Annotated in this window: 22 protein-coding genes and 1 pseudogene; 19 read left to right on the forward strand and 4 right to left on the reverse strand. The window is 63.3% G+C overall.

Translation table 11 applies throughout. The features are described 5' to 3' along the window. Positions 1–95 precede the first annotated feature (95 nt). From INT12_RS09205 to madM, 16 genes and pseudogenes are all read left to right on the forward strand, one after another. Positions 96–5,915 carry an Hpt domain-containing protein gene (locus INT12_RS09205; RefSeq protein WP_193039525.1) on the forward strand — a complete coding sequence of 1,940 codons (5,820 nt, stop codon included), beginning with the start codon at positions 96–98 and terminating at the stop codon, positions 5,913–5,915. Beyond that, positions 5,908–6,363 (forward strand): chemotaxis protein CheW, encoded by a 456-nt coding sequence (locus INT12_RS09210; protein WP_017844993.1) that lies wholly within the window; start codon positions 5,908–5,910, stop codon positions 6,361–6,363. The genes INT12_RS09205 and INT12_RS09210 overlap by 8 nt, the downstream gene beginning before the upstream one ends. Before the next feature lie 184 nt (positions 6,364–6,547). Next, on the forward strand, positions 6,548–6,931 hold the full coding sequence (locus tag INT12_RS09215) for a polymorphic toxin type 44 domain-containing protein (protein WP_079444867.1): 384 nt from the start codon (positions 6,548–6,550) through the stop codon (positions 6,929–6,931). Then, positions 6,909–7,328 (forward strand): hypothetical protein, encoded by a 420-nt coding sequence (locus INT12_RS09220; RefSeq protein WP_046381766.1) that lies wholly within the window; start codon positions 6,909–6,911, stop codon positions 7,326–7,328. The genes INT12_RS09215 and INT12_RS09220 overlap by 23 nt, the downstream gene beginning before the upstream one ends. 56 nt (positions 7,329–7,384) lie before the next feature. After that, positions 7,385–7,486, forward strand: a pseudogene (locus INT12_RS31930) (DUF6124 family protein); the annotation flags it as partial. Between the two features lie 499 nt (positions 7,487–7,985). Next, complete coding sequence (locus INT12_RS09225) at positions 7,986–8,426, forward strand: group II truncated hemoglobin (RefSeq protein ID WP_193058826.1); 441 nt, start codon at positions 7,986–7,988, stop codon at positions 8,424–8,426. Positions 8,427–8,469: 43 nt separating this feature from the next. Further along, positions 8,470–8,850 (forward strand): rhodanese-like domain-containing protein, encoded by a 381-nt coding sequence (locus INT12_RS09230; protein ID WP_104904597.1) that lies wholly within the window; start codon positions 8,470–8,472, stop codon positions 8,848–8,850. Between the two features lie 164 nt (positions 8,851–9,014). Further along, positions 9,015–10,685, forward strand: coding sequence for a malonate decarboxylase subunit alpha (gene mdcA / locus INT12_RS09235; protein ID WP_046381767.1), 1,671 nt, complete (start codon positions 9,015–9,017; stop codon positions 10,683–10,685). Beyond that, positions 10,686–11,534 carry a triphosphoribosyl-dephospho-CoA synthase gene (locus tag INT12_RS09240; protein WP_193039524.1) on the forward strand — a complete coding sequence of 283 codons (849 nt, stop codon included), beginning with the start codon at positions 10,686–10,688 and terminating at the stop codon, positions 11,532–11,534. It abuts the gene before it with no gap. Next, positions 11,534–11,833 (forward strand): malonate decarboxylase subunit delta, encoded by a 300-nt coding sequence (locus INT12_RS09245; RefSeq protein WP_046381769.1) that lies wholly within the window; start codon positions 11,534–11,536, stop codon positions 11,831–11,833. Before INT12_RS09240 ends, INT12_RS09245 begins: the two co-directional genes overlap by 1 nt. Then, on the forward strand, positions 11,826–12,668 hold the full coding sequence (locus INT12_RS09250; RefSeq protein WP_046381770.1) for a biotin-independent malonate decarboxylase subunit beta: 843 nt from the start codon (positions 11,826–11,828) through the stop codon (positions 12,666–12,668). Before INT12_RS09245 ends, INT12_RS09250 begins: the two co-directional genes overlap by 8 nt. Next, positions 12,665–13,435, forward strand: coding sequence for a biotin-independent malonate decarboxylase subunit gamma (mdcE, locus tag INT12_RS09255; protein ID WP_193039523.1), 771 nt, complete (start codon positions 12,665–12,667; stop codon positions 13,433–13,435). Before INT12_RS09250 ends, mdcE begins: the two co-directional genes overlap by 4 nt. Continuing rightward, positions 13,429–14,025, forward strand: coding sequence for a malonate decarboxylase holo-ACP synthase (locus tag INT12_RS09260; protein ID WP_193058827.1), 597 nt, complete (start codon positions 13,429–13,431; stop codon positions 14,023–14,025). Before mdcE ends, INT12_RS09260 begins: the two co-directional genes overlap by 7 nt. Beyond that, entirely contained in the window at positions 14,022–14,921 is a 900-nt protein-coding gene (gene mdcH / locus INT12_RS09265) for a malonate decarboxylase subunit epsilon (RefSeq protein ID WP_193058828.1), read from the forward strand. The genes INT12_RS09260 and mdcH overlap by 4 nt, the downstream gene beginning before the upstream one ends. A 66-nt stretch (positions 14,922–14,987) precedes the next feature. Continuing rightward, on the forward strand, positions 14,988–15,401 hold the full coding sequence (madL, locus tag INT12_RS09270) for a malonate transporter subunit MadL (protein WP_017844982.1): 414 nt from the start codon (positions 14,988–14,990) through the stop codon (positions 15,399–15,401). A 1-nt stretch (position 15,402) separates the two neighbouring features. Next, on the forward strand, positions 15,403–16,167 hold the full coding sequence (gene madM, locus INT12_RS09275) for a malonate transporter subunit MadM (protein ID WP_104904309.1): 765 nt from the start codon (positions 15,403–15,405) through the stop codon (positions 16,165–16,167). A 106-nt stretch (positions 16,168–16,273) separates the two neighbouring features. Here the strand turns inward: madM and INT12_RS09280 are convergent, their stop codons facing one another. Next, complete coding sequence (locus tag INT12_RS09280; protein WP_017844980.1) at positions 16,274–17,194, reverse strand: LysR substrate-binding domain-containing protein; 921 nt, start codon at positions 17,192–17,194, stop codon at positions 16,274–16,276. A 144-nt stretch (positions 17,195–17,338) separates the two neighbouring features. Here INT12_RS09280 and trhA point away from each other — a divergent pair, with 144 nt between their 5' ends. After that, on the forward strand, positions 17,339–17,956 hold the full coding sequence (gene trhA, locus INT12_RS09285) for a PAQR family membrane homeostasis protein TrhA (RefSeq protein ID WP_017844979.1): 618 nt from the start codon (positions 17,339–17,341) through the stop codon (positions 17,954–17,956). Positions 17,957–18,098: 142 nt separating this feature from the next. Here the strand turns inward: trhA and INT12_RS09290 are convergent, their stop codons facing one another. Then, complete coding sequence (locus INT12_RS09290; protein ID WP_017844978.1) at positions 18,099–19,001, reverse strand: LysR family transcriptional regulator; 903 nt, start codon at positions 18,999–19,001, stop codon at positions 18,099–18,101. Positions 19,002–19,108: 107 nt separating this feature from the next. Here INT12_RS09290 and INT12_RS09295 point away from each other — a divergent pair, with 107 nt between their 5' ends. Beyond that, positions 19,109–20,350 carry a D-amino acid dehydrogenase gene (locus INT12_RS09295; protein ID WP_193058829.1) on the forward strand — a complete coding sequence of 414 codons (1,242 nt, stop codon included), beginning with the start codon at positions 19,109–19,111 and terminating at the stop codon, positions 20,348–20,350. A gap of 27 nt (positions 20,351–20,377) precedes the next feature. Beyond that, the gene (locus INT12_RS09300; protein WP_193039519.1) at positions 20,378–21,280 is read left to right on the forward strand and encodes a transporter substrate-binding domain-containing protein; all 903 of its coding nucleotides are present in this window, start codon (positions 20,378–20,380) and stop codon (positions 21,278–21,280) included. A gap of 18 nt (positions 21,281–21,298) precedes the next feature. On the opposite strand, the gene INT12_RS09305 is transcribed toward INT12_RS09300, so the two are convergent. Both INT12_RS09305 and INT12_RS09310 read right to left on the reverse strand, forming a co-directional pair. After that, positions 21,299–22,018: a 16S rRNA (uracil(1498)-N(3))-methyltransferase gene (locus INT12_RS09305; protein ID WP_193039518.1), complete on the reverse strand. Its 720-nt coding sequence runs from the start codon at positions 22,016–22,018 to the stop codon at positions 21,299–21,301. A gap of 39 nt (positions 22,019–22,057) precedes the next feature. Continuing rightward, positions 22,058–23,464 (reverse strand): adenosylmethionine--8-amino-7-oxononanoate transaminase, encoded by a 1,407-nt coding sequence (locus INT12_RS09310; RefSeq protein WP_057003944.1) that lies wholly within the window; start codon positions 23,462–23,464, stop codon positions 22,058–22,060. Positions 23,465–23,646 lie beyond the last annotated feature (182 nt).

Raw genomic sequence — 23,646 nt, forward strand, 5'->3', positions numbered from 1 at the left:
TGATACACCGTCATCGGGAGCAAGCCCCCTCCACATGTGATCTCGCTCTTTGTTTCAAGAACACCAGCAACTCATGAATTCTAAGCGGAGCAGTTATGGTTGATCGGCACGACTACGTGGCCCTCGAATGGGTCAAGGGCGACATTGCCGAAACCCTGAAACAGGCCCGTTCGGCGCTGGACGCGTTTGTCGAAACCACCGACAACGACACCCTCGGCGACTGCCTGGCGTGCATCCATCAAGTGCATGGCGCCTTGCAAATGGTCGAGTTCTACGGCGCGGCGCTGCTCGCCGAAGAAATCGAAGCCCTGGCTCTGGCCCTGCAGGCCGGGCGCGTCAGCCAGCGCGATGAAAGCATCCGCCTGCTACAACAAGCCCTCGGCCAATTGCCGCTGTACCTGGACCGCATCCACAGCGCGCGTCGCGACTTGCCGCTGGTGGTGTTGCCGCTGCTCAACGACCTGCGCAGTGCGCGCGGCGAAAGCCTGTTGTCCGAAACCAGCCTGTTCAGCCCGCAACTGCTGTCGATTGCGCCGTTGTCCGAAGAAACGCTGGCGCAACGCGCGCCGCCCGACCTGAACGAGCAGGTGCGCCAGTGGCACCTGCTGCTGCAACAAGCCCTGGCCGGGTTGCTGCGCGAAGATCACGGCCCGAGCAACCTGGAAGACATGGCGCGAGTCTTCGCGCGCCTCGAAGCGCTGTGCCAGGGCGCGCCGCTGTTGCCGCTGTGGCAAGTTACCTCGGCGCTGGTCGAGGGCATGTTGACCGGCGTGATCGCCAACAGCCCGGCGCTGCGCAGCCTGCTCAAGGCCAGCGACAAGCAACTCAAGCGCCTGCTTGTCCAGGGCATTGGCGGCATCAACCAGCCGGCGCCGGATGAACTGCTCAAGAGCCTGCTGTTCTACGTCGCCAAAGTCACCCGGCCAACGCCGCGCATGCAAAGCCTGAAAGAACGCTACGGCCTCGATGAAGCCTTGCCCGACAGCGCCGTGGTCGATGCCGAACGGGCGCGCCTGGCCGGGCCGGACCGCAATGCAATGGGCTCGGTGCTCGGCGCGTTGTGCGAGGAGCTGGTGCGGGTCAAGGAGCGCCTCGACCTGTTCGTGCGCAGCGACCGTCAACACACCAGCGACCTCGATGCGCTGTTGGCGCCGCTGCGGCAAATCGCCGATACCCTTGCGGTGCTGGGCTTTGGCCAGCCGCGCAAAGTTATCATCGACCAGCTTGCGGTGGTGTTGAGCCTGGCCCAGGGCCAGCGCGAACCCAACGATGCGGTGCTGATGGATGTCGCCGGCGCCTTGCTCTACGTCGAAGCCACGCTGGCCGGGATGGCGGGCACGGTCGAGCCGGAAAACCGCGAAGAAAGCCGCCTGCCCACCACCGACCTGACGCAGATTCATCAGTTGGTGATCCGCGAGTCCTGCCAGTGCCTCAAGCAAGCCAAAGAGCTGGTGATCGACTGCATCGACGCCCAGTGGGAGCGCCAGCGCCTGGAGTCCCTGCCGGAGCTGTTGAGCCAGGTGCGCGGCGCCCTGGCGATGATTCCACTGCCACGCGCAGCGAGCCTGATGCGCGGTTGCACTGATTACGTCGATGAACAACTGATGATCAACGACGCAGTGCCGTCCGCAGAGCAGTTGGAGCATTTCGCCGACGTGATCAGCGGCCTGGAGTACTACCTGGAGCGCATGCTCCAAGACCCCGACGCCGCTGGCGAACGGGTGCTGGAGCTGGCCACCCGGGGCCTGGCCGCGCTGGGTTACCTGCCTGCCGAAAAGCCCTGGCGCCAGGCGCTGGTGGCGCCGGATGGTGCGCTGTCGAGCGAGAGCACGCCGAGCCAGTCCCAGTTCGACGCGCTGGCCAATCCCGCTTCGCGCTTGAACCCGCCCGCCCTGCAACGCCCCGGCAGCCTGCTGCCGCCGCCGGCCGGTGAAGAGCCGATCGACGACGAACTGCGTGAAGTGTTCCTCGAAGAGACCGCCGAAGTCCTCGAGGTGCTGCACCACCATCTGCCGAGCGGCGTCGATAAAACCGCCCTCGGCGAAATGCGCCGTGCCTTCCACACCCTCAAAGGCAGCGGCCGCATGGTGCGGGCCCTGGTGCTGGCGGAACTGGCCTGGGCCGTGGAGAACCTGCTCAACCGCGTGCTGGAGCGCAGCGTGGCCGCCGGCCCCGAGGTGCAACAGGTGCTGGATGAAGCAGTGGCCCTGCTGCCGGAACTGATCGCCGACTTCGCCGCCGGTGCCCAGCGCCAGCGGGACGCGGTCGACGCCCTGGCCGCGCGCGCCCACGCGTTGGCCAGCGGCACTGCCGTGGCGGCTGCCGAACCCCATGACCCGATGCTGCTGGAGATCTTCCGCAACGAAGTCCAGAGCCACCTCGACAGCCTCAACCATTTCCTGCGCCAGGCCGCCGAGCATGTGCCGCTGCAAGTCAGCGATGAGCTGCAACGCGCCTTGCACACCCTCAAAGGCAGCGCTTACATGGCCGGCGTGCTGCCGATCGCCGAACTGGCGCGCCCGCTCGATCACCTGACCCGCGAGTACAAGGCCCACCGCCTGCCGTTGGACCTGGATGAAGTGGAACTGCTGCTGGAGGCCGAGGGCCTGTTCCAACGGGGCTTGCGCCAGTTGAACGGCGACCCGCTGATGCCGATCCAAGGGGCCGCCGACCTGATCGGTCGCACCCAAAGCCTGCTCGATCAGCAGCTTCAAGCCCAGCTCGAAGCGCCGAGCACCGGGCTGCGGATCAAGCGTGATCCGCAGTTGATCAACAACTTCCTGGCCCAGGGCATGGACATCCTGCTCGACGCCGAAAGCCTGCTGCGCCGCTGGCAACAACACCCCGGCGAACGCCAGGAACTGACCGCGCTGCTGGATGAATTGACTACCCTGGGGCAGGGCGCGCACCTCGCCGACCTGCACGCCATCGACGAACTGTGCGAAGCCCTGCTCGACCTTTACGGCGCCGTGGAAGAAAGCAGCCTGGCGGTCAGCGAGCGGTTTTTCCAGGAGGCCGAACAGGCCCACGAAGCGCTGATCAACATGCTCGACGAACTGGCCGCCGGTCAGGAAATCAGCCCGGCCCCGACGCGCATGCAAGCCTTGCGCGAGCTGCTGGATGGCGCCCTCGATCCGTCCGCCACCGGCCTGATCAAAAGCGACGGCAGCCGTGCGCTGAGCATCTCCGAACTGGGCGCCGCGACGGCCCGCCTGGATCGGCACGCGGTGGTAGATGATGAGATCGTCGAGATCTTCCTCGAAGAAGCCGTGGATATCCTCGACAGCGCCGGGCAATCCCTCAAGCGCTGGTTGCTGGAACCCGAGGGCGTCGCGCCGTTGACCTCGTTGCAGCGCGATATGCACACCCTCAAGGGCGGCGCGCGCATGGCCGAAATCGGGCCGGTCGGCGACCTTGCCTACGAGCTGGAAGGCCTTTACGAAGGCCTGGCGGACCGCCGCTACAGCTATTCCGGCGAGCTGTCCCAGGTACTGATGTCCAGTCATGAGCACTTGGCGTTGCAGTTGGACCAGTTGCAAGAGCATCAGGCGCTGAGCGATTCCAGTGAGTTGATCGCCAAAGTCCGGGCGTTGCGCCACAGCGGTTCGCCCACGGCGCCAGTCGCGACCGCGCATACCTTGGGCATCGACCCTGAATTGCTGGATATCTTCCTCGAAGAAGCCGCCGATATTCTCGACAGCTCGGGCGCGGCGTTGCTGCGCTGGCAGGCTGAGCCCCATAACCGCCAGGAAGTCGAAACCCTGCTGCGCGACCTGCACACCCTCAAGGGCGGTGCGCGCATGGTCGAGATCGGCCCGATCGGCGACTTGGCCCATGAGCTGGAGTTTCTCTACGAAGGCTTGTCCTCCGGTTTGCTCGTGGCGTCCTCTGAGTTGTTCGCCTTGCTGCAAGGTTGTCACGACCGCCTGGCGCAGATGATCGATGCGGTGGCGGCGGGCTTGCCGGTGGGCTCGGTGGACAAACTCATCGAGCGCATCAAGAGCCTGGTCCACCCCAGCGATGAGCCGGTGGCGGCGGTGGCGTTGGTGACGGGCAAGGCCGAAGCGGCTGTCGAACCGACGGCCGACATGGTGAAAATCTCCGCCGACCTGCTGGACGACCTGGTCAACCTGGCCGGTGAAACCTCGATCTTCCGTGGCCGAATCGAACAGCAGGTCAACGACGCGCAGGTTGCCCTCAACGAGGTGGAAACCACCCTCGAGCGCATGCGCGACCAACTGCGTCGGCTCGACAGCGAAACCCAGGGCCGCCTCTTCAGCCGTCAGCAGGCCGAAGCCGAGCGCTTGGACTATGACGAATTCGACCCGCTGGAAATGGACCGTCATTCACAGTTGCAGCAACTGTCCCGGGCGTTGTTCGAGTCTGCTTCCGACTTGCTCGACCTCAAGGAAACCCTCGAACGCCGCAACCAGGATGCCCACGACCTGTTGCAGCAACAGGCGCGCATCAACACCGAATTGCAAGAAGGCCTGATGCGAACGCGCATGGTGCCCTTTGAACGCATGCTGCCGCGCCTCAAGCGCATCGTGCGCCAGGTCGCGCAGGAGTTGGGCAAGGACGTGGAATTCGTGGTCGGCAATGCCGAGGGCGAGATGGACCGCAACGTGCTGGAACGCATGGTCGCGCCGCTGGAACATATGCTGCGCAACGCCGTCGATCACGGCCTGGAGTCCCGCGAGGCGCGGCTGCTGGCCGGCAAGCCCGAGAAGGGCCGCGTCACCCTGGACCTGACCCACGAAGGCGGCGATATCCTCTTCGACCTGCGCGACGACGGTGCCGGCGTGTCTCTCGATGCGGTACGGCGCAAGGCGATCAAGCGCGGCCTGCTCGCTGCTGATCAAGAGATCAGCGACCATGACGTGTTGCAGTTCATCCTGCAGCCGGGGTTCTCCACCGCGGAAAAGATCACCCAGATTTCCGGGCGTGGCGTGGGCATGGACGTGGTGCATGAAGAAGTGCGCCAGCTTGGCGGCTCGATGTTTATCGATTCGATACCGGGGGCGGGCGTGCATTTTCGTATTCGCCTGCCGTTCACCGTGTCGGTCAACCGTGCGCTGATGGTGCAGTGCGCGGACGATCAATACGCGATGCCGCTCAACACCATCGAAGGTCTGGTGCGCGTGTTGCCCCATGAGCTGGAAGGGCACTATCAACTGGACCCGCCGCGTTATGAATACGCTGGCCAGCGCTATGAGCTGTTTTACCTCGGTGACCTGTTGCACACGGTCGCCCGCCCGAAACTGCTGGGCCAGTACCAACCGTTGCCGGTGCTGTTGGTGCAGTACAACGAACGGCACGTGGCGGTGCAGGTAGACAGCATGGCGGGGAGCCGGGAAATCGTGGTCAAGGGCCTGGGGCCGCAGTTTGCCGGGGTGAAGGGGCTCTCCGGGGCGACCATTCTCGGCGATGGCCGCGTGGTCTTGATCATCGACCTGCTCGCCCACATCCGCGCCCGGCAACCGGCCTTGCCGGCCCAGGTGGTGGACGTCCCGCTGCTGCTCAACGCGCCGCTGAAAAAGCGCCCGCTGCTGGTGCTGGTGGTGGACGACTCGGTCACCGTGCGCAAAGTCACCAGCCGCCTGCTCGAGCGCAACGGCATGAACGTCCTCACCGCCAAGGACGGCATCGACGCCATGGCCGTGCTGGAAGAACACACCCCGGACCTGATGCTGCTGGACATCGAAATGCCGCGCATGGACGGTTTCGAAGTGGCCATCCAGGTGCGCAACGACCCACGGCTGATGCGCTTGCCGATCATCATGATCACCTCCCGCACCGGCCAGAAACACCGCGACCGCGCCATGGCCATCGGCGTCAACGACTACCTCGGCAAGCCGTATCAGGAGTCGGTGCTGCTGGAAAGCATCGCCTATTGGAGCAAGTCCCATGCTTGACCACCGCACCAGCCAACTCACCGGCCTGCTCCTGCCCCTCGCCGACCGCCACCTGGTGCTGCCCAACGTCGCCATCGCTGAACTGATCGACTTCCAGCGCGGCGAACCGGCCAGCGACGCACCGCCCTGGTACCTGCGGCAAGTGACCTGGCGCGACCGGCAATTGCCGCTGATCAGCTTCGAAGCGGCCTGCGGTGAAGCCAGCGTGACCGGCGAGCGCTCGCGCATCGTCGTGCTGAACGCCCTGGGCGGGCGGCCGTCATTGAAGTTCATTGCGATGGTGATCCAGGGGATTCCCCGCTCCTACAAACTCGATAGCCAGTTGAGCTACGTGGATGTGCCGCTGTGCCCGCTGGAACTGGCGGCGGTGCAGGTGGGGGAGCATGTGGCGAAAGTGCCGGATTTGATGGGGTTAGAAGCCCTGCTGGTTGAATCCGGCCTGGCCTGAACATAAGCCTTGCGATGATCCCGATGTGGGAGGGGCTTGCTCCCACACAGGTTAGCGTTGAGCGCACTGATGTCAGAATTGAATGTTGTTTATGTAGGCAAGTTCTTTGCCTGGATTGGACAGGTTTTCTGGCCTGAGTGGGATGCTAATTTCAGCACCCCTCACTGCCAACAAGGACCGGCACATGGCCGTACCGTTAATGCCGCCTGGTGTTTCACTTCTAGAAAATATGGCAATAGCCAAATGCAAGCGTGTTCATCTCCAGTCAGGCTCGGCGTTCGCCTACTCCTGGTTTTATTCTCAGGTCAGAGCTGCCGGGCCATGGAACTACAAGAAGCGAGGGCGCCAATACGAGGCTTTTGGTAACTTCAATTACGGTGCAACTGGTACGGTGTTGGGCATTCCTGAGCACGTGTTGCTGCGCGCCGCTGGTGTTGCTCAGACCATCGCAAAAACCACCCATCCGGATTTTGGATCATGGTGGGGAGGTGATCCTTTTGGTGATGACCCGCGAGATCAATATTGGATAAGGAGAGGTATTGAGTATGCGATTTCTCAAGGCCACTGAAGGCTTCATACCGATCCTGCGTAACTGCCTGTTAGTGGTCTGCCTGATTTATATCGCGGGCAGTTGGGTCATGTCGCCCGGGACACCGGATCTGGATGAGGTGGTGTTGAAACATTCCTTGGGCAACGGCACCTCAATCTACGGCGCGCGGGATGGGCAGGGTGGTGCGACGGTGGGCTTTTCCTACAGGTACTACGTTCATAAGGACCTGGGGAGTGATCAGGAAATACTCACAGGGTTGGTGTCGGCTCATCCATTTCTGAAAACCAAAGAACCCGATGTGCAAGTAAGTGAGCATGAGGGCGTGCTTCGGTTGGATATTCAGGGGGGCGTGTATGAGTACAACAGCTACGCCCTCGAAGGTCTTGGAGCGGTCAAGGTGGTGATGGAGTTGTGATGAGTCAGCGTTCGGATTCTTCCTGCAATATTTTGCGCCCTGCATGAACGTGTCGCTCGCAGCGCGCAATCATGCTCGGAATCCAGCAAATGGCGGCTTTGGGGCAGTTGCTGGTCGACAGAGCGCGGGATCAAGTCAGCCCTTCTCCAGCATCTTGAAACGTTCCCAAACAGCGACTGATCACTCCCTTTTGGGGACCGCTATTTAAAAGACACCGCCGAACAAATGTGGGAGGGGGCTTGCCCCCGATGGCGGTGTGTCAGTCTCAGTATCTGTAACTGAGCCACTGCCATCGAGGGCGAGCCCCCTCCCACACAGGTTAGCGCTCGTCTTCAGAGCTCAATCAATCCGCTGCTCCCAATGCTCGGCCTGCCACACGTCGTAGGCGCTCGCCCGCACCCTGACTGCCAACCACTGCCGTCATAGCCGATTGGCAGAATATGTGACTGCCAACGCATCTGCCATCTTCGTGCTCGAATAGTTAAGTATTTGTTATCAATCAATAAAAAACACATTTCCGCTCTTGGCATGGCGCGTGCTAACTGCCTGGTCATGGCCCGTTGCGATAAACGACGGCGGCGTCATCTGCCAATGGCAGTGCTGTGTGACACATGCGCTTGCCCGCGGGATAAAGTTCCAACATTGAGTGCTGACGATATGACTGAACTATTGAGTACCGTGCATAAGAACAACACCAGTACTTATCTCCAGTTAGGGGGAGAGGCGGGTATCCATAAACTGGTCGACCGCTTTTTCGAATTGATGGAGGTGCTGTGCGAGGCGCGAAGAGTGCGCCAGATGCACCCGCCGAGTCTTGCCGGCAGCGCCGACAGTCTATTCAAGTTCCTGAGTGGCTGGCTTGGCGGTCCGCCACTGTTTCAACAGGAACGTGGCCACCCGCGTTTGCGCATGCGACATGCGCCCTTTGCAGTCAGTATTGTCGAGCGCGACGAATGGATGCTGTGCATGTGTCAGGCAATCAACGAGCAGGTGGATGACGCAGTCCTGAATGCGAAGCTGCAACGTATGTTTTCCGAAATGGCCGACCACATGATTAATACCGATGGCAGCCGCGCAGGTGTTGCGGCGCCGCTTTGAACGTCGGCTAACTCTCCCAACTGGACGCTTCCCAAATACCATGATTAAAACTGCCCACGATCTTGTAGTAGACGCTAAAGCCCGTATCGAAGAAGTTGCCATCGAAGACGTTGACCTGGCTATCCAGAATGCGGATGTACTTATTGATGTACGTGAAGCCGACGAGTATGCCGCAGGTCATATCTCGGGCGCTGTGCATGCCTCGCGCGGAATGCTGGAATTTAAACTGTCCAACGATACCGCACTCAGTTCGCGGGACCTTAAGGTCGTGCTGTACTGCAAAACGGGTGGTCGTGCAGCACTCGCGGCTGTATCGCTGCTTGATATGGGCTACCTGCACGTAACATCGATCACCGGAGGGTTCGACGCATGGGTGAGTGCGCAAAAGCCGACGGTGGTTCCGCATTTACCTCGCTTCGAGTAGCGCCGTGGGCTGTTTTGGGGGGCATGTTGCTCCCCATTAGGCTTAACCCCGTGTCTGTGGCTGATTCATTACTCCAGCCGTAACGATCCGCCGCCCAGCTTGATTGATGCCCCTCTGAATCACTCCTAAGGTACAGCCCACGACAGCAAACCCGTGGAGCGACCATGACAACAATAATTACCCCCGACTCGCGCTGGACGCGGCGGCGCGACGAGAAGCAGCGGCGGCTCGGGCTGGTCAAGCAGTATGCGGATGGGGCCGTGCTGCCCAGCGACAAAATCGTTGAGGCCCTCGAAGCCCTGATTCTCCCCGGCGACCGCGTGGTGCTGGAGGGCAATAACCAGAAGCAGGCGGATTTCCTCTCGCGCTCCCTGGCCAAGGCTGACCCGGCCAAGCTCCACGATTTGCACATGATCATGCCCAGTGTCGGCCGGTCCGAGCACCTGGACCTGTTTGAAAAGGGCATCGCGCGCAAGCTCGACTTCTCTTTCGCCGGCACCCAATCCTTGCGCATCAGCCAGTTGCTGGAAGACGGCCTGCTGGAAATCGGCGCGATCCACACCTACATCGAACTCTATGCCCGGTTGGTGGTGGACCTGATCCCCAATGTGGTGCTCTCGGCCGGCTTCATGGCCGACCGCGCCGGTAATATCTACACCGGCGCGAGTACCGAAGACACCCCGGCGCTGATCGAGCCGGCAGCGTTCAGCGATGGCATTGTCATTGTGCAGGTCAATCAGTTGGTGGATGACGTCACCGACTTGCCCCGCGTCGACATCCCGGCCAGTTGGGTCGACTTCGTGGTGGTGGCCGACAAGCCGTTCTACATCGAACCGCTGTTCACCCGTGATCCGCGCCACATCAAGCCGGTGCATGTGCTGATGGCGATGATGGCAATCCGCGGCATCTACGAAAAACACAACGTGCAGTCGCTCAACCACGGCATCGGCTTCAATACCGCCGCCATCGAATTGATCCTGCCCACCTACGGCGAATCCCTGGGTCTTAAGGGCAAGATCTGCCGCAACTGGACCCTCAACCCGCACCCCACGCTGATTCCCGCCATTGAAAGCGGCTGGGTCGAAAGCGTGCATTGCTTCGGCACTGAACTGGGCATGGAACACTACATCGCCGCCCGACCGGATGTGTTCTTCACTGGCCGCGACGGTTCCATGCGCTCCAACCGCATGTTTTGCCAACTGGCCGGCCAATACGCGGTGGACCTGTTTATCGGCGCCACCCTGCAAGTCGACGGCGACGGGCATTCCTCCACGGTCACCCGCGGGCGCCTCGCCGGTTTCGGCGGCGCACCGAACATGGGCCACGACCCGCGTGGCCGCCGCCATGGCACCCCGGCCTGGCTCGACATGCGTCACGAGGATGCTCCCGAAGCACTCTTGGAGCGCGGCAAAAAGCTCGTGGTGCAAATGGTCGAGACGTTCCAGGAGGGCGGCAAACCGACCTTCGTCAACACCCTAGACGCGGTGGAGGTGGCGCGCAAAAGCGGCATGCCTTTGGCGCCGATCATGATCTACGGTGACGACGTCACCCACCTGCTCACCGAAGAAGGCATTGCCTACCTGTACAAGGCGCGCTCCCTGGAAGAGCGCCAGGCGATGATTGCCGCCGTCGCCGGGGTGACTGCCATCGGCATGCGCCATAACCCCAAAGACACCGCGCGCATGCGCCGTGAGGGCCTGATCGCCTGGCCCGAAGACCTCGGCATCCGCCGCACCGACGCCACCCGCGAGTTGTTGGCCGCCAAGAGCGTGGCCGACCTGGTGGAGTGGTCCGGCGGTTTGTACAACCCTCCCGCCAAGTTCAGGAGCTGGTAAATGCGCGCCCTCAAACTGCACCCACTCAGCGTTGCCGAACGCCTGGCGGACCTGGCCGTCGACGCCCTGATCGACGAAGCCGACCTGTCGCCCAAACCGGCCCTGGTGGACCGTCGTGGCAACGGCGCCCACCGCGATTTGCACCTGGGCCTGATGCACGCCTCGGCGCTGTCGCTGTGGCCGATGTTCCTGGCAATGGCCGAAGCCGCCCGCGACATCGGTGAAGTCGGCTTGCCCCTGCGCGAAGCCCTCGGCCGCATCGGTCGTGAGGGTGAACAGGCGATGCTCGTCACCACCCTCGGCGTGAACACCCATCGCGGTGCGATCTGGGCCCTCGGCTTACTCACCGCGGCTGCGGCACTGGAACCCCAATCCCTTCACCCGAATGCCGTAACCCTGACAGCGGCAAAACTGGCCCTGCTCGACGATCGCCATGCCCCGCAACCCATGAGCCACGGCGCGCAGGTGGCGCAACGTTACGGCGCACGCGGTGCCCGTGAGGAAGCCCAGCTGGGTTTCCCCTCGGTGCTGCAACGCGGCCTGCCGCAACTGCACAAAAGCCGCCAGCTACAGGCCGGTGAACAGAACGCGCGCCTGGATGCGTTGCTCGCGATCATGACCGCCCTGGCCGACACCTGCGTGCTCTACCGCGCCGGCACCGCGGGCCTGCACGCCATGCAACACGGCGCTCAAGCGGTGCTCGACGCAGGCGGCAGCGCGACCCTGGCCGGTCGCCGCCATTTGCACGAACTCGACCAACAGCTGTTGGCCCTGAATGCCTCCCCCGGCGGCGCCGCCGACCTGTTGGCCGCCTGCCTGTTTATCGACCGCCTCGATGGAGCGTTTTGATGGAAACCTTATCCTTTGAATTTCCCGCCGGGCAGCCGCCCAAAGGTCGCGCGCTGGTGGGGTGTGTCGGTTCGGGCGACCTCGAAGTGCTGCTGGAACCGGGCACGCCCGGCATCCTGAGCATTCAGGTACAGACCTCGGTGAATGGCGCCGAACAGCGCTGGCAGCACCTGTTCGAGCGGATCTTCCAGGAGCACACGCCGCCCGCGTTGAACATTGATATCCACGACTTCGGTGCCACGCCCGGCGTGGTGCGCCTGCGCCTGGAACAAGGCTTCGAGGAGATCGGCCATGACTGACTTGCTCAGCAAACACAGCTTCGTCGAACTGGGCGCACGGCAGCGGGCCAAGGCCTTGTTGGACGCAGGTTCTTACCGCGAGCTGATCGACCCGTTCGAACGGGTCATGTCGCCCTGGCTCAGCCGTCAGGGCGTGGTGCCCCAGGCCGACGACGGCGTGGTGATCGCCAAAGGCAACATCGCTGGCAAGCCGGTGGTGATCGCCGCGATCGAAGGCAACTTCCAGGGCGGCAGCCTCGGTGAGGTCGGCGGCGCAAAAATCGCCGGCGCCCTTGAACTGGCGGCCGAAGACAACCGCAACGGCATCCCGACCCGCGCCGTGCTGCTGCTGGAAACTGGTGGCGTGCGCCTGCAGGAAGCCAACCTGGGCCTGGCGGCGATTGCCGATATCCACGCCGCGATTGTCGATCTGCGCCAGTATCAGCCGGTGATCGGCGTGGTGGCGGGCAGCGTCGGTTGCTTTGGCGGGATGTCCATCGCCGCCGGGCTGTGCAGCTATCTGCTGGTGACCCGCGAAGCGCGCCTGGGCTTGAACGGTCCGCAGGTGATCGAGCAGGAAGCCGGCCTGGATGAATACGATTCCCGCGACCGGCCCTTTATCTGGAGCCTGACCGGCGGCGAACAACGCTTCAACAGCGGCTTGGCCGACCGTTACGTGGCGGATGATGTCGCGCAGATTCAGCAGACCGTCAGCGCGCTATTGCAGCTCGGCTTGCCCGCCCAACAACGCAGTCGCCGCGCCGACTTCTATCTGGCGCGCCTGGCTGAACTGGACGCCGAACCGCAAATCGACCCGGCGACGGTTCGCGATCTGTATCAGGGAGAACGCTCATGAGAGGCTTGCAGTGGTTCAACGCGTTGAGTGCCGGCGCCCAACCCGTGGAAGGGTTGCCGGACTCGCTGAAAGTCGCCGATGGCGTATTGGGTGAACACACGGTGCGCTTTATCGCCGTGGTCCCTGACGCGCAAAACCGCTTCCCCCGCGCACGCAATGGCGAAGTCGGCCTGCTCGAAGGCTGGGGGTTGGCCAAAGCCGTGGATGAAGCCATTGCGACCGGCGACCAGCGCCCGTTGATCGCCATCGTCGATGTGCCGAGCCAGGCCTATGGCCGTCGCGAAGAAGCCCTCGGCATCCATCAAGCCCTGGCCGCCGCGGTCGACAGCTACGCTCGGGCCCGTCTGGCCGGGCACCCGGTGATCGGGTTGTTGGTGGGCAAGGCCATGTCCGGCGCGTTCCTCGCCCACGGCTACCAGGCCAACCGCCTGATCGCCCTGCGCGACCCCGGCGTGATGGTTCACGCCATGGGCAAGGCCTCGGCGGCGCGGGTGACCCTGCGCAGCGTCGAAGAGCTCGAAGCCCTGGCCGCCAGCGTGCCGCCGATGGCCTATGACATCGACAGTTATGCCAGCCTCGGTTTGCTCTGGGAGACCCTGTCGGTCAGCCAGATTGAACAGCCGACGAAGGACGATGTGGCGCGGGTCAGCGACTGCCTGGTCAATGCGATCAAGGATGTCGATGGCCGTGATTTGAGCGGTCGCCTGGGTGCGCCCCATCGCGCCGCCTCCAGCCATGTGCGCCAACTGCTGCGGGCGCAATGGTGAACGCCCACGACCTGCTCTGGGGCATGACCCCGGCGCATGTGCCTGCCGATGCGCCGGCCTGGGTGCTGGAGGCGCTCGGCGCCGGGCAGCCGGTGGTGGTCCGCCGCGCCATTGCGCAACCGGGCCTGGTGGCGGTCGGCGTGCGCGGGCGTTTGCGCGAGCAGCGTTTCGCCGCGCAGATGCCGCTGGCGCTGGTGCGGCGGCGCGTGACGCCGCAAGCCCTGCGCGAGGTGACATCGCCACGGGATTTGCCGGCATTGCAGGCGCTGGCTCAACTGCGGCCGCTGCTGGCGCAGAAGGATTGGGGCGTCAGCGGCAGTGCGGGTTTTGAATTGGCCACGGGCATCGAAGCGCTGCATGACGCCAGCGATCTGGATTTGATCCTGCACACCCCCGAGCCGCTGGAGCGACGCGACGCCGAGGACTTGCTGGCGATCCTGGACACGGCGGTCTGCGCCGTGGACCTGCAACTGCAAACCCCGTTTGGCGCCGTCGCCTTGCGCGAATGGGCCGGCTCGTCACGTCGCGTATTACTCAAAACCGCCAGCGGCGCGCACCTGGTCATCGATCCCTGGCAGGCGCTGATATGAGCAGCCTGCTGGTGTTTCCGGGGCAGGGCGCGCAACGCCCTGGCATGCTTCGGCATTTGCCCGCGTCGGTGCTGGACGAAGCCAGCGAGGCCTTGGCTGAAGACGTTCGCCCACTCGACTCTGCGCGAGCCTTGGCCAGTACCCGCGCTGTGCAGTTGTGTCTGTTGATTGCGGGTGTGGCCCATGCGCGCCTGTTGGCGCGCACGCCGGACTATGTGGCGGGTTTGTCCATCGGTGCTTACCCGGCGGCGGGGATTGCCGGTGCCCTGGACTTTGCCGACGCCGTCCGGCTGGTCAGCCTGCGTGGCGAACTGATGCAGCAGGCTTATCCACAGGGCTACGGTATGACCGCCCTGATCGGCCCGGATTTATCCACTGTCGAAACCCTGCTGGCCGACATCCATAGCCCCGAAACCCCGGTGTACCTGGCCAATATCAACGCCGACAACCAGACGGTGATCGCCGGCAGCGATGAAGCGATGCAGCGTGTCGCCCAGCGCGTCAAAGGCAACGGCATCGCCAAGCGCCTGGCCGTCAGCGTGCCGTCCCATTGCGCGCTGCTGGAGCGCCCGGCCCAGGTGCTGGCTGAAGCGTTCGTCACGCTCAATGCACCGCGCATCAGCTACTTGAGCAGTACCCGGGCGCGGCCGATCCGCGACCCTGCGCAATTGCGCGACGACCTGGCCTTCAACATGTGCCGCGTCGTCGACTGGCGCGGCACCGTGCAAAGCGCCTATGAGCGCGGCGTGCGCCTGCAGATCGAACTGCCCCCCGGCGCCGTTCTCACCGGCTTGTCACGCCGCGTGTTCGAACACGGCACGGTGATCGCCTGCGAAGGTGCGCGCCTGGACACCTTGCAGGCCCTGCTGGAAGAGGAGGAGCGCCGCCACCGATAAAGCACCACCCAAGGCTTTCGAAGCACAACAACAAAAAATCGATCGAGCACTTTGAGGACAACAACAATGATTATTTACGGTGTGGCATTGCTGGCGATCTGCACGCTCGCGGGCGTGATCATGGGCGACATGCTTGGCGTGTTGCTCGGCGTCAAATCCAACGTGGGCGGGGTGGGCATCGCGATGATCCTGCTGATCTGCGCACGGCTGTGGATGCACAAACGCGGCGGCATGACCAAGGATTGCGAAATGGGCGTCGGCTTCTGGGGGGCGATGTACATCCCCGTGGTGGTGGCGATGGCCGCACAGCAAAACGTGGTCACCGCTCTGCACGGCGGCCCGGTCGCGGTGCTCGCGGCGATTGGTTCGGTGGTGGTGTGTGGTTGCACCATCGCGTTGATCAGCCGCACGCACAAGGGCGAACCGCTGCCCGATGAAGAACCGCTGATCACACCGACACCTGTCGTGGGAGGCCGCTGATATGTGGGCTCTCATTGAAAAGGGTTTGGAGCATAACGGCCTGGTCACCGCCTTTGCGTTCGTGGGCGTGGTGATGTGGATTTCCATGGTGCTGTCCAAGCGTCTGACGTTCGGGCGCGTTCACGGCTCGGCGATTGCCATCGTGATCGGCCTGGTGCTGGCCTGGGTCGGCGGCACCATGACCGGCGGGCAAAAAGGCCTGGCGGATATATCGCTGTTCTCCGGCATCGGCCTGATGGGCGGCGCGATGCTGCGCGACTTCGCCATCGTCGCCACGGCGTTTGAAGTGCAAGCCACCGAAGCGCGCAAGGCCGGGATGATCGGTGTGATTGCGCTGCTGCTGGGCACGATCCTGCCGTTTATCGTCGGTGCAAGCATGGCTTGGGTGTTCGGTTATCGCGATGCGATCAGCATGACCACCATCGGCGCTGGCGCCGTGACCTACATCGTCGGCCCGGTGACCGGTGCGGCGATCGGCGCGACCTCGGATGTGATGGCGCTGTCGATTGCCACTGGCTTGATCAAGGCGATTCTGGTGATGGTCGGCACGCCGGTTGCGGCGCGTTGGATGGGCCTGGATAACCCGCGTTCGGCGATGGTGTTCGGTGGGCTGGCCGGTACGGTGAGTGGCGTGACGGCGGGGCTGGCGGCGACGGATCGGCGCCTGGTGCCGTATGGCGCGCTGACCGCGACGTTCCACACCGGGCTTGGCTGTTTGCTCGGGCCTTCGTTGCTGTACTTCATTGTGCGAGGGTTGGTGGGCTGACTTTGGGGTGTTGCGGTGATTGGGCTGGCGCTATCGGGGGCAAGCCCCCTCCCACATTTGGAGTGCGTTTCAATGTGGGAGGGGGCTTGCCCCCGATAACGGTCTGTCAGGCTGTCACCTGCCGATTGGCATACATCCGACATTCGGCCAACAACGCCAGCAAATTCGGATCACGCTCCTTGGCCTTCAAGAACACCACCCCGATATGCTGCTGCAACCGATACCGGGGTTGCAGCGGTATCAGCTTCACGCGGTTCTCATACACCGCCGCAATCCGCCCCGGCAGCAGCGCATAACCGACCCCCGAACTGACCATGCTCAGCAGGGTGAAGATGTCATTGACCTGCATCGCCACCTTCGGCTCGAACCCCGCTTGCTTGAACACACGGTTGCCGTCCTGGTGGGTGGCGAAGCCTTGGGTGAGGGTGATGAACGTGGCGTCGCGCACGTCGGCCAGGTCGATCTGCTGGTCGCGGTCGAAGGGCGAGTCGGCGGGCGTGGCGAGGAAGATGTCGTCGGAGAACAACGCGATCTGTTCGCAATCGGGGTCGTTGGCGCGTTCGTCGAGGGAGATCAGGATCGCGTCGACCTCCATGTTCTTGAGCTTATACAGCAGGTCGAAGTTGGAGCCGAGGATCAGGTCGATGTTGAGTTCGCTGCGGCGCAGTTTCAGGCCCATGATCAACTGCGGCACGGTTTTCACCGTCAGCGAATACAGCGAGCCGAGCTTGAAGCGTTCGGCGGAGAAGCCGGCGGCTTCGCGGGTCAGGCGGATGCTGTCGACTGCGTCCTGCACCAGCTTTTGTGCGCGCTCTTCGAGCACGTAGGCGCTTTCCAGCGGGGTGAGGTTGCGGCCTTCATGCTTGAACAGCGGGCAGCGCAGGGCGTTTTCCAGGGAGTGGATGGCGCGGTGTACGCTGACGTTGCTGGTTTGCAGCTCGGCAGCGGCGCGGGCCAGGTTGCCGGTACGCATGAAGGCCAGGAAGATTTCCAGCTTTTTGAGGGTGAACTCTTCGTCGATCAACATGGCCGTGGCTCTTGTTCGAATGCTGCCGATTGTGCGCGCAAAACCGTGCGGCGTCGCCGGAACGTCATAAGGCCCTTGCACTCTTATGCGCAAGGCGGGACGCTTGTCAGCCAGCGGTCAACGGTTACGGGAGGTCAGTGACAGATGTACCACGGGGAACGATTCAACGCCTGGAGCCATTTGCTCGGTGCAGTCGCGGCGTGTGTGGGCGCGGTGTGGATGTTGGTGGTGGCGAGCCTGGACGGCAGCCCCTGGAAGATTGTCAGCGTGGCGATTTATGGGTTTACGTTGATGGTGCTGTACAGCGCGTCGACGGTGTATCACAGCGTGCAGGGGCGGCGAAAAGCGATCATGCAGAAGGTCGATCACTTTTCGATCTACCTGTTGATCGCCGGCAGTTACACGCCGTTTTGCCTGGTCAGTTTAAGAGGGCCGTGGGGCTGGACGTTGTTCGGGATCGTGTGGGGGCTGGCGGTGATCGGCATTCTGCAGGAGATCAAACCGCGTTCTGAAGCACGGGTTCTGTCGATCGTGATCTATGCGGTGATGGGCTGGATCGTGCTGGTGGCGGTCAAGCCGCTGATCGCCGCGCTGGGCACGGCGGGGTTTATCTGGCTGGCGGCGGGCGGGGTGTTGTACACCGTCGGCATTATCTTTTTTGCCCTGGAGGACCGCCTGCGGCATTCCCATGGGATCTGGCATCTGTTTGTGATCGGCGGCAGTTTGCTGCATTTCGTGGCGATCATGCACTACGTGCTCTAACGCACGACGCGGTCTAAAAAAATGTGGGAGGGGGCTTGCCCTCGATGGCGGTGTGTCAGTTGGCAAATATGCTGGCTGAACCACAGCCATCGGGGGCAAGCCCCCTCCCACATTGGTTCTTCAGAGAGGTTGAGGGCGCTGACTACAGGCGTTCGAGCAGCTCCCGGGCACGTTCACCGAAGATCTGCAGCAGGTTGGCCAACATGTGCGGCGGCGGTTCGTCGGCGCGGGTCAGGGCGTACAGGGTGATCGGCAGCGGCGGTGTGAGCGTGCGGATGCAGGTGGTCGCCGTCGACGCGCCGAGGGCGGTGAAGGGGTCGATGACGGTCAGGCCGGCGCCGGATTCGACCATCGCGCGGGCCAGGGAGTAGGTCTGCACCGAGAGGCTCACCCGTGGTGGCGGGTCGACTTTCTCCAGGTAACTGTCGAGCTTTGCCGCCAACGGGTCGGCGCTGGACAGGCCAATCAACGGCGCTCCCGCCAGCTCCGCCAACGGCAGCGGCTGGCGGGTTTGTGCGTCGCTCCAATAGCCCTTGGACGCCAGCGCGACCAAGGCTCCGTTGGCCAGCACTTGGGTGGTGAGCCCCGGGTGGCCGGCGAAGTTGAGGGTCAGCGCCAGGTCGATTTCGCGCATCAACAGCTTCTGCACCAACTCGCGGCTATGGTCGCTGGACAGTTCGCAGGCGATGTCCGGGTAAGCGCGCTTCCACTGCAGAATCGCCGGTGGCAGCAACGACAGCGCCAGCGCCGGGATCGCGCCGATCCGCACACTCTGCGCCGGCGACCGGCGCAGACTCTTGGCCAGGCGCCTTACGCCTTGCAGGCTTTCGCTGACTTTCTCGACTTCGCGTTCCAACGCCAGGGCTTCCGGCGTGGGCTGCAATTTGCCGCGCACGCGCAGAAACAGCGGGAAGCCCAGTTGCAACTCGGCGTGCTGCAACACTTTGCTCACTGCCGGTTGCGAGACGTGCAGCAATTGCGCGGCGGCGCTGATGGAGCCGGTCTGGCGGATGGCCTGGAAGATTTCGATATGACGCAAGCGCATGGCGAGTCCATAACCTTTGCTTATAGGTGACCCATCTTTATTCATTGTCGCGGGCCTGTCACCTGCCCCTACGCTTGAGCCGTCTTATTCAACGGCGAGGAGCGGGGATGGCCAGGCAGGTTTGTATCATCGGGGGTGGGGTCATCGGCCTGGCAAGCGCCTACGCGCTGGTGCGCGCCGGGCATGACGTGACGCTGATCGACGCGCGCGACACCCTGGGCAGCGAAACCAGTTTCGCCAACGGTGGGCAGTTGTCGTATCGCTACGTTGCGCCGCTGGCCGATGCCGGCGTGCCGCTGCAAGCGCTTGGCTGGCTGCTGCGCGGTGATTCGCCATTGAAGCTGCGCCCGCGCCTCGACCCGCAGCAATGGCGCTGGATGGCGGCGTTCCTCGGCGCCTGCCGTGGCTCGGTGAACCGGCGCAATGCCGCCCACTTGCTGCGCCTGGCGAGCCTGAGCCAGGCCACCTTGGAGCAATGGCGCGAGGATGATCGTCTGGACGGCTTCGACTGGCGGCGCAACGGCAAGCTGGTGACGTTTCGCAACGCCGACACCTTCGAGCATGCGCGCCGCAAGGTCACGGATATCCTGCAACAGCAGGTGCTGTCGGCGGCCGATTGCACCCGCCTGGAGCCGGCGCTGGCGAGCGGTGGTTTTGTCGGTGGGATCTACACGCCGAACGAGGAAGTGGCCGATTGTCACGCCTTCTGCCAACGCCTGGCGGCGCGCCTGCAAGCGTCGGGGCATTGCCGCTTCTTGCTGGGGCGCAAGGTCACCGGGATCCGTCACAGCGCCGGTGCGGTGCAGGCCATCGAGTTGGGCGAGGAGGTAATGCCGGTCGAGCAACTGGTCCTCGCCGCCGGGCATCGCAGCGCTGAGTTGGGGTTGCCGGGGCTGGCGCTGCCGCTGTATCCGCTCAAGGGCTACAGCCTGAGCGTGCCGATTGGCGCGCAGCATCGGGCGCCGAATGTGAGCATCACCGACTACGACCGCAAGATCGTGTACGCCCGGATCGGCGAGCAATTGCGGGTGGCGGCGATGGTCGATATCGTCGGTTTCGACGCCGGCCTCGAGCCCAAGCGGCTCGCGTTGATCAGGCGCCAGGCGGTCGAGACATTCCCCTTGGCCGGCGACTACGCCCAGGCGGTCGAATGGGCCGGCATGCGTCCCGCCACGCCGACCGGGGTGCCGCTGATCGGCGCCAGTGCCTATCGCAACCTGTGGCTGAACCTGGGCCATGGCGCGCTCGGTTTTACCCTGGCCTGCGGCAGCGGCCAACTGCTGGCCGAACTGATCGGCCAGCACATGCCATCGATTGATATGCAGGGCCTGGCGCCCCGCGCCGCTTGAATCGTCACACACCAACGGAGAATAACAATGAGAAAAATCCTGTTGATCGGTTGCACCCTGGGGCTTTTGTTCGGCGTGCCGGTTCAGGCGAATGAACCGCCGGCAGAGGGCACGTTGAGTAAGATCGCCAGCACCAAGTCCATTACCTTGGGTTATCGCGATGCGTCGGTGCCGTTTTCCTACGTGGGCGACCAGAGCGGCAAGCCCATGGGCTATTCGGTGGACCTGGCCAACAAGATTGTCGAACGCATCCAGCAGAAAACCGGGGTGGCCAACCTTAGCGTGAAGTACAACCTGGTGACTTCCCAGACCCGTATCCCGCTGGTGCAGAACGGCACCGTCGACCTGGAGTGCGGTTCTACCGGGGTGACCGCCGAGCGGCAGAAGCAGGTGGCGTTTTCCTACGGCTTCATCTACGTGAAGGGGCAACTGCTGACGGCGAAAGACAGCGGCATCCAAGGCTTCGCCGACCTCAAGGGCAAGAACGTGGTGACGACCGCCGGCACCACCAACGAACGTTTTCTCAAAAGTTACAACGCCGAGCACAACGGCAACCTGTCGGTGATCAGCGCCAAGGACCATGGCGAAGCCTTCAAGATGCTCGAGACCGGCCGCGCAGCCGCGTTCTATATGGACGATGCGTTGCTCTACGGCGAGCGCGCCAAGGCCAGGGACCCACATCGCTGGGTGGTGGTGGGCGAGGAGCAGTCGCGGGAAATCTACAGCTGCATGGTGCGCAAGGACGATCCGCAGTTTCTCGCGGTGGTCAACGACACCTTGGGCGATCTGTACCGCACCGGTGAGATCAACGGGATTTACCGGCGCTGGTTTGAACAGCCGATCCCACCGAAGGGCCTGAACCTGGAGTTTCCGATGACCGCCGAGTTGAAGGCGATCTTCGCCACGCCGGTCAGCGAGCCGGTGGAATAAACCCGCTCCTCGGGCCGGTCAGAAGTCGCCCCACAGTTGTTGGGCGACGGCCAGCGCGACGACCGGCGCGGTTTCGGTGCGCAACACGCGTGGGCCGAGGCGGGCGGCGTGGAAGCCGGCGTCTTGCGCGGTGTCGACTTCAGGGTCGGTCAAGCCGCCTTCGGGCCCGATCAGGAACGCCAGGCTCGATGGTTTGGCATGGCTGACCATCGGCTCGGCCACCGGGTGCAGCACCAGCTTCAGGTCCGCCTCGGTCTGCTTCAGCCAATCGGCCAGTAGCAGCGGTGGATGAATCACCGGCACCGTCGAGCGCCCGCATTGCTCGCAGGCGCTGATCGCCACCTGGCGCCAGTGCAGCAGGCGTTTGTCGGCGCGTTCGTCCTTGAGGCGCACTTCGCAGCGTTCGCTGAAAATCGGCGTGATGGCGTTGACGCCCAGTTCGGTGGCTTTCTGAATCGCCCAATCCATCCGCTCGCCGCGGGACAGGCCCTGGCCGAGGTGAATGTGCAGCGGCGATTCGGCCTGCCCGGCGAATTGCTCGGTCAGTTGCACGCTGACGTGTTTTTTACCGACCTCCAGCAACGTGCCGCGAAACTCCTGGCCGGAACCGTCGAACAGTTGCACGGCATCGCCTTCGCTCATGCGCAGCACGCGGCTGATGTAGTGCGCCTGGGCTTCAGGCAGTTCGTGATCGCCGAGGCTCAGCGGGGTGTCGGTGAAAAAGCGGGACAGTCTCATGTCTGTTCTCTGGAAAAAATACAAAGCTTGAAGGGCAAATCAACCTGGATCGCGAAAGCCTGGGTGGAAGTCTTTGGGCACGGCAACGCTCACCTTGCTGTTGGTGGCGATATCGATCCCTTCGCTGGCCACTTCCGCCAAAAAGTCGATCTGCTCCGGCGTAATCACATACGGCGGCAGGAAGTACACCACGCTGCCCAACGGCCGCAGCAGCGCGCCGCGCGCCAGGGCGTGCTCGAACACCTTCAGGCCACGGCGCTCCTGCCAGGGGTAGGCGGTCTTGGTGGCTTTGTCCTGGACCATCTCGATGGCCAGCACCATGCCGGTCTGGCGCACTTCCGACACATGGGGGTGGTCCGCCAGGTGCGCGGTGGCCGTGGCCATGCGCTGGGCCAGGGCCTTGTTGTTTTCGATGACGTTGTCTTCTTCGAAAATATCCAGGGTCGCCAGGGCCGCCGCGCACGCCAGCGGGTTGCCGGTGTAGCTGTGGGAATGCAGGAAGGCGCGCAGGGTCGGGTAGTCGTCGTAGAAGGCGCTGTAGACATCTTCGGTGGTGACCACCGCCGCCAGCGGCAGGTAGCCGCCGGTGAGGGCCTTGGACAGGCACAGGAAGTCCGGGCGGATGCCGGCCTGTTCGCAGGCGAACATGCTGCCGGTGCGGCCGAAGCCCACGGCGATTTCGTCGTGGATCAGGTGTACGCCGTAGCGGTCGCAGGCTTCGCGCAGCAGCTTGAGGTATACCGGGTGGTACATACGCATGCCGCCGGCGCCCTGGATCAGCGGTTCGACGATTACGGCGGCGACTGTGTCGTGGTTGTCCGCCAGGGTCTGTTCCATGGCCAGGAACATGTTGCGCGAGTGTTCTTCCCAGCTCATGCCCTCGGGGCGCAGGTAGCAGTCCGGGCTTGGCACCTTGATGGTGTCGAGCAGCAGCGCTTTGTAGGTTTCGGTGAACAGCGGCACGTCGCCCACCGACATCGCGGCGATGGTTTCGCCGTGGTAGCTGTTGGTCAGGGTGACGAAGCGTTTTTTGTTCGGCAGGCCGCGGTTGAGCCAGTAGTGAAAGCTCATCTTCAACGCGACTTCGATGCACGACGAACCGTTATCGGCGTAGAAGCACCGGGTCAGGCCTGCGGGCGTCATCGCCACCAGGCGCTCGGACAGTTCGATCACCGGCTGGTGGCTGAAACCGGCGAGGATCACGTGTTCCAGCTGGTCGACCTGGTCTTTGATGCGTTGGTTGATGCGCGGGTTGGCGTGGCCGAACACGTTGACCCACCAGGAGCTGACGGCGTCGAGGTAGCGCTTGCCTTCGAAGTCTTCCAGCCACACGCCTTCACCGCGCTTGATCGGGATCAGCGGCAGTTGCTGGTGGTCTTTCATCTGGGTGCAGGGATGCCACAGCACCGCAAGGTCGCGTTGCATCCACTGGTTGTTCAAGCCCATCGTCTATCTCCTCGAAGCGGTCCTGCGTCCGGCGCAGGTGAAACAATCGCGCAAGCCTATGCAATGGAGGCCCGTGTCACAAGCCATTGTGGGGCAATTCGCAGTAAACACAGGACGGTCTGTCACGTTTCTTAGGAATAGTCTTAATCCCTCGTTAACGTATTGTGCCTAGGCTTATGATC

Source organism: Pseudomonas sp. K8 (assembly GCF_014889455.1).
GTDB classification, from domain to species: domain Bacteria; phylum Pseudomonadota; class Gammaproteobacteria; order Pseudomonadales; family Pseudomonadaceae; genus Aquipseudomonas; species Aquipseudomonas veronii.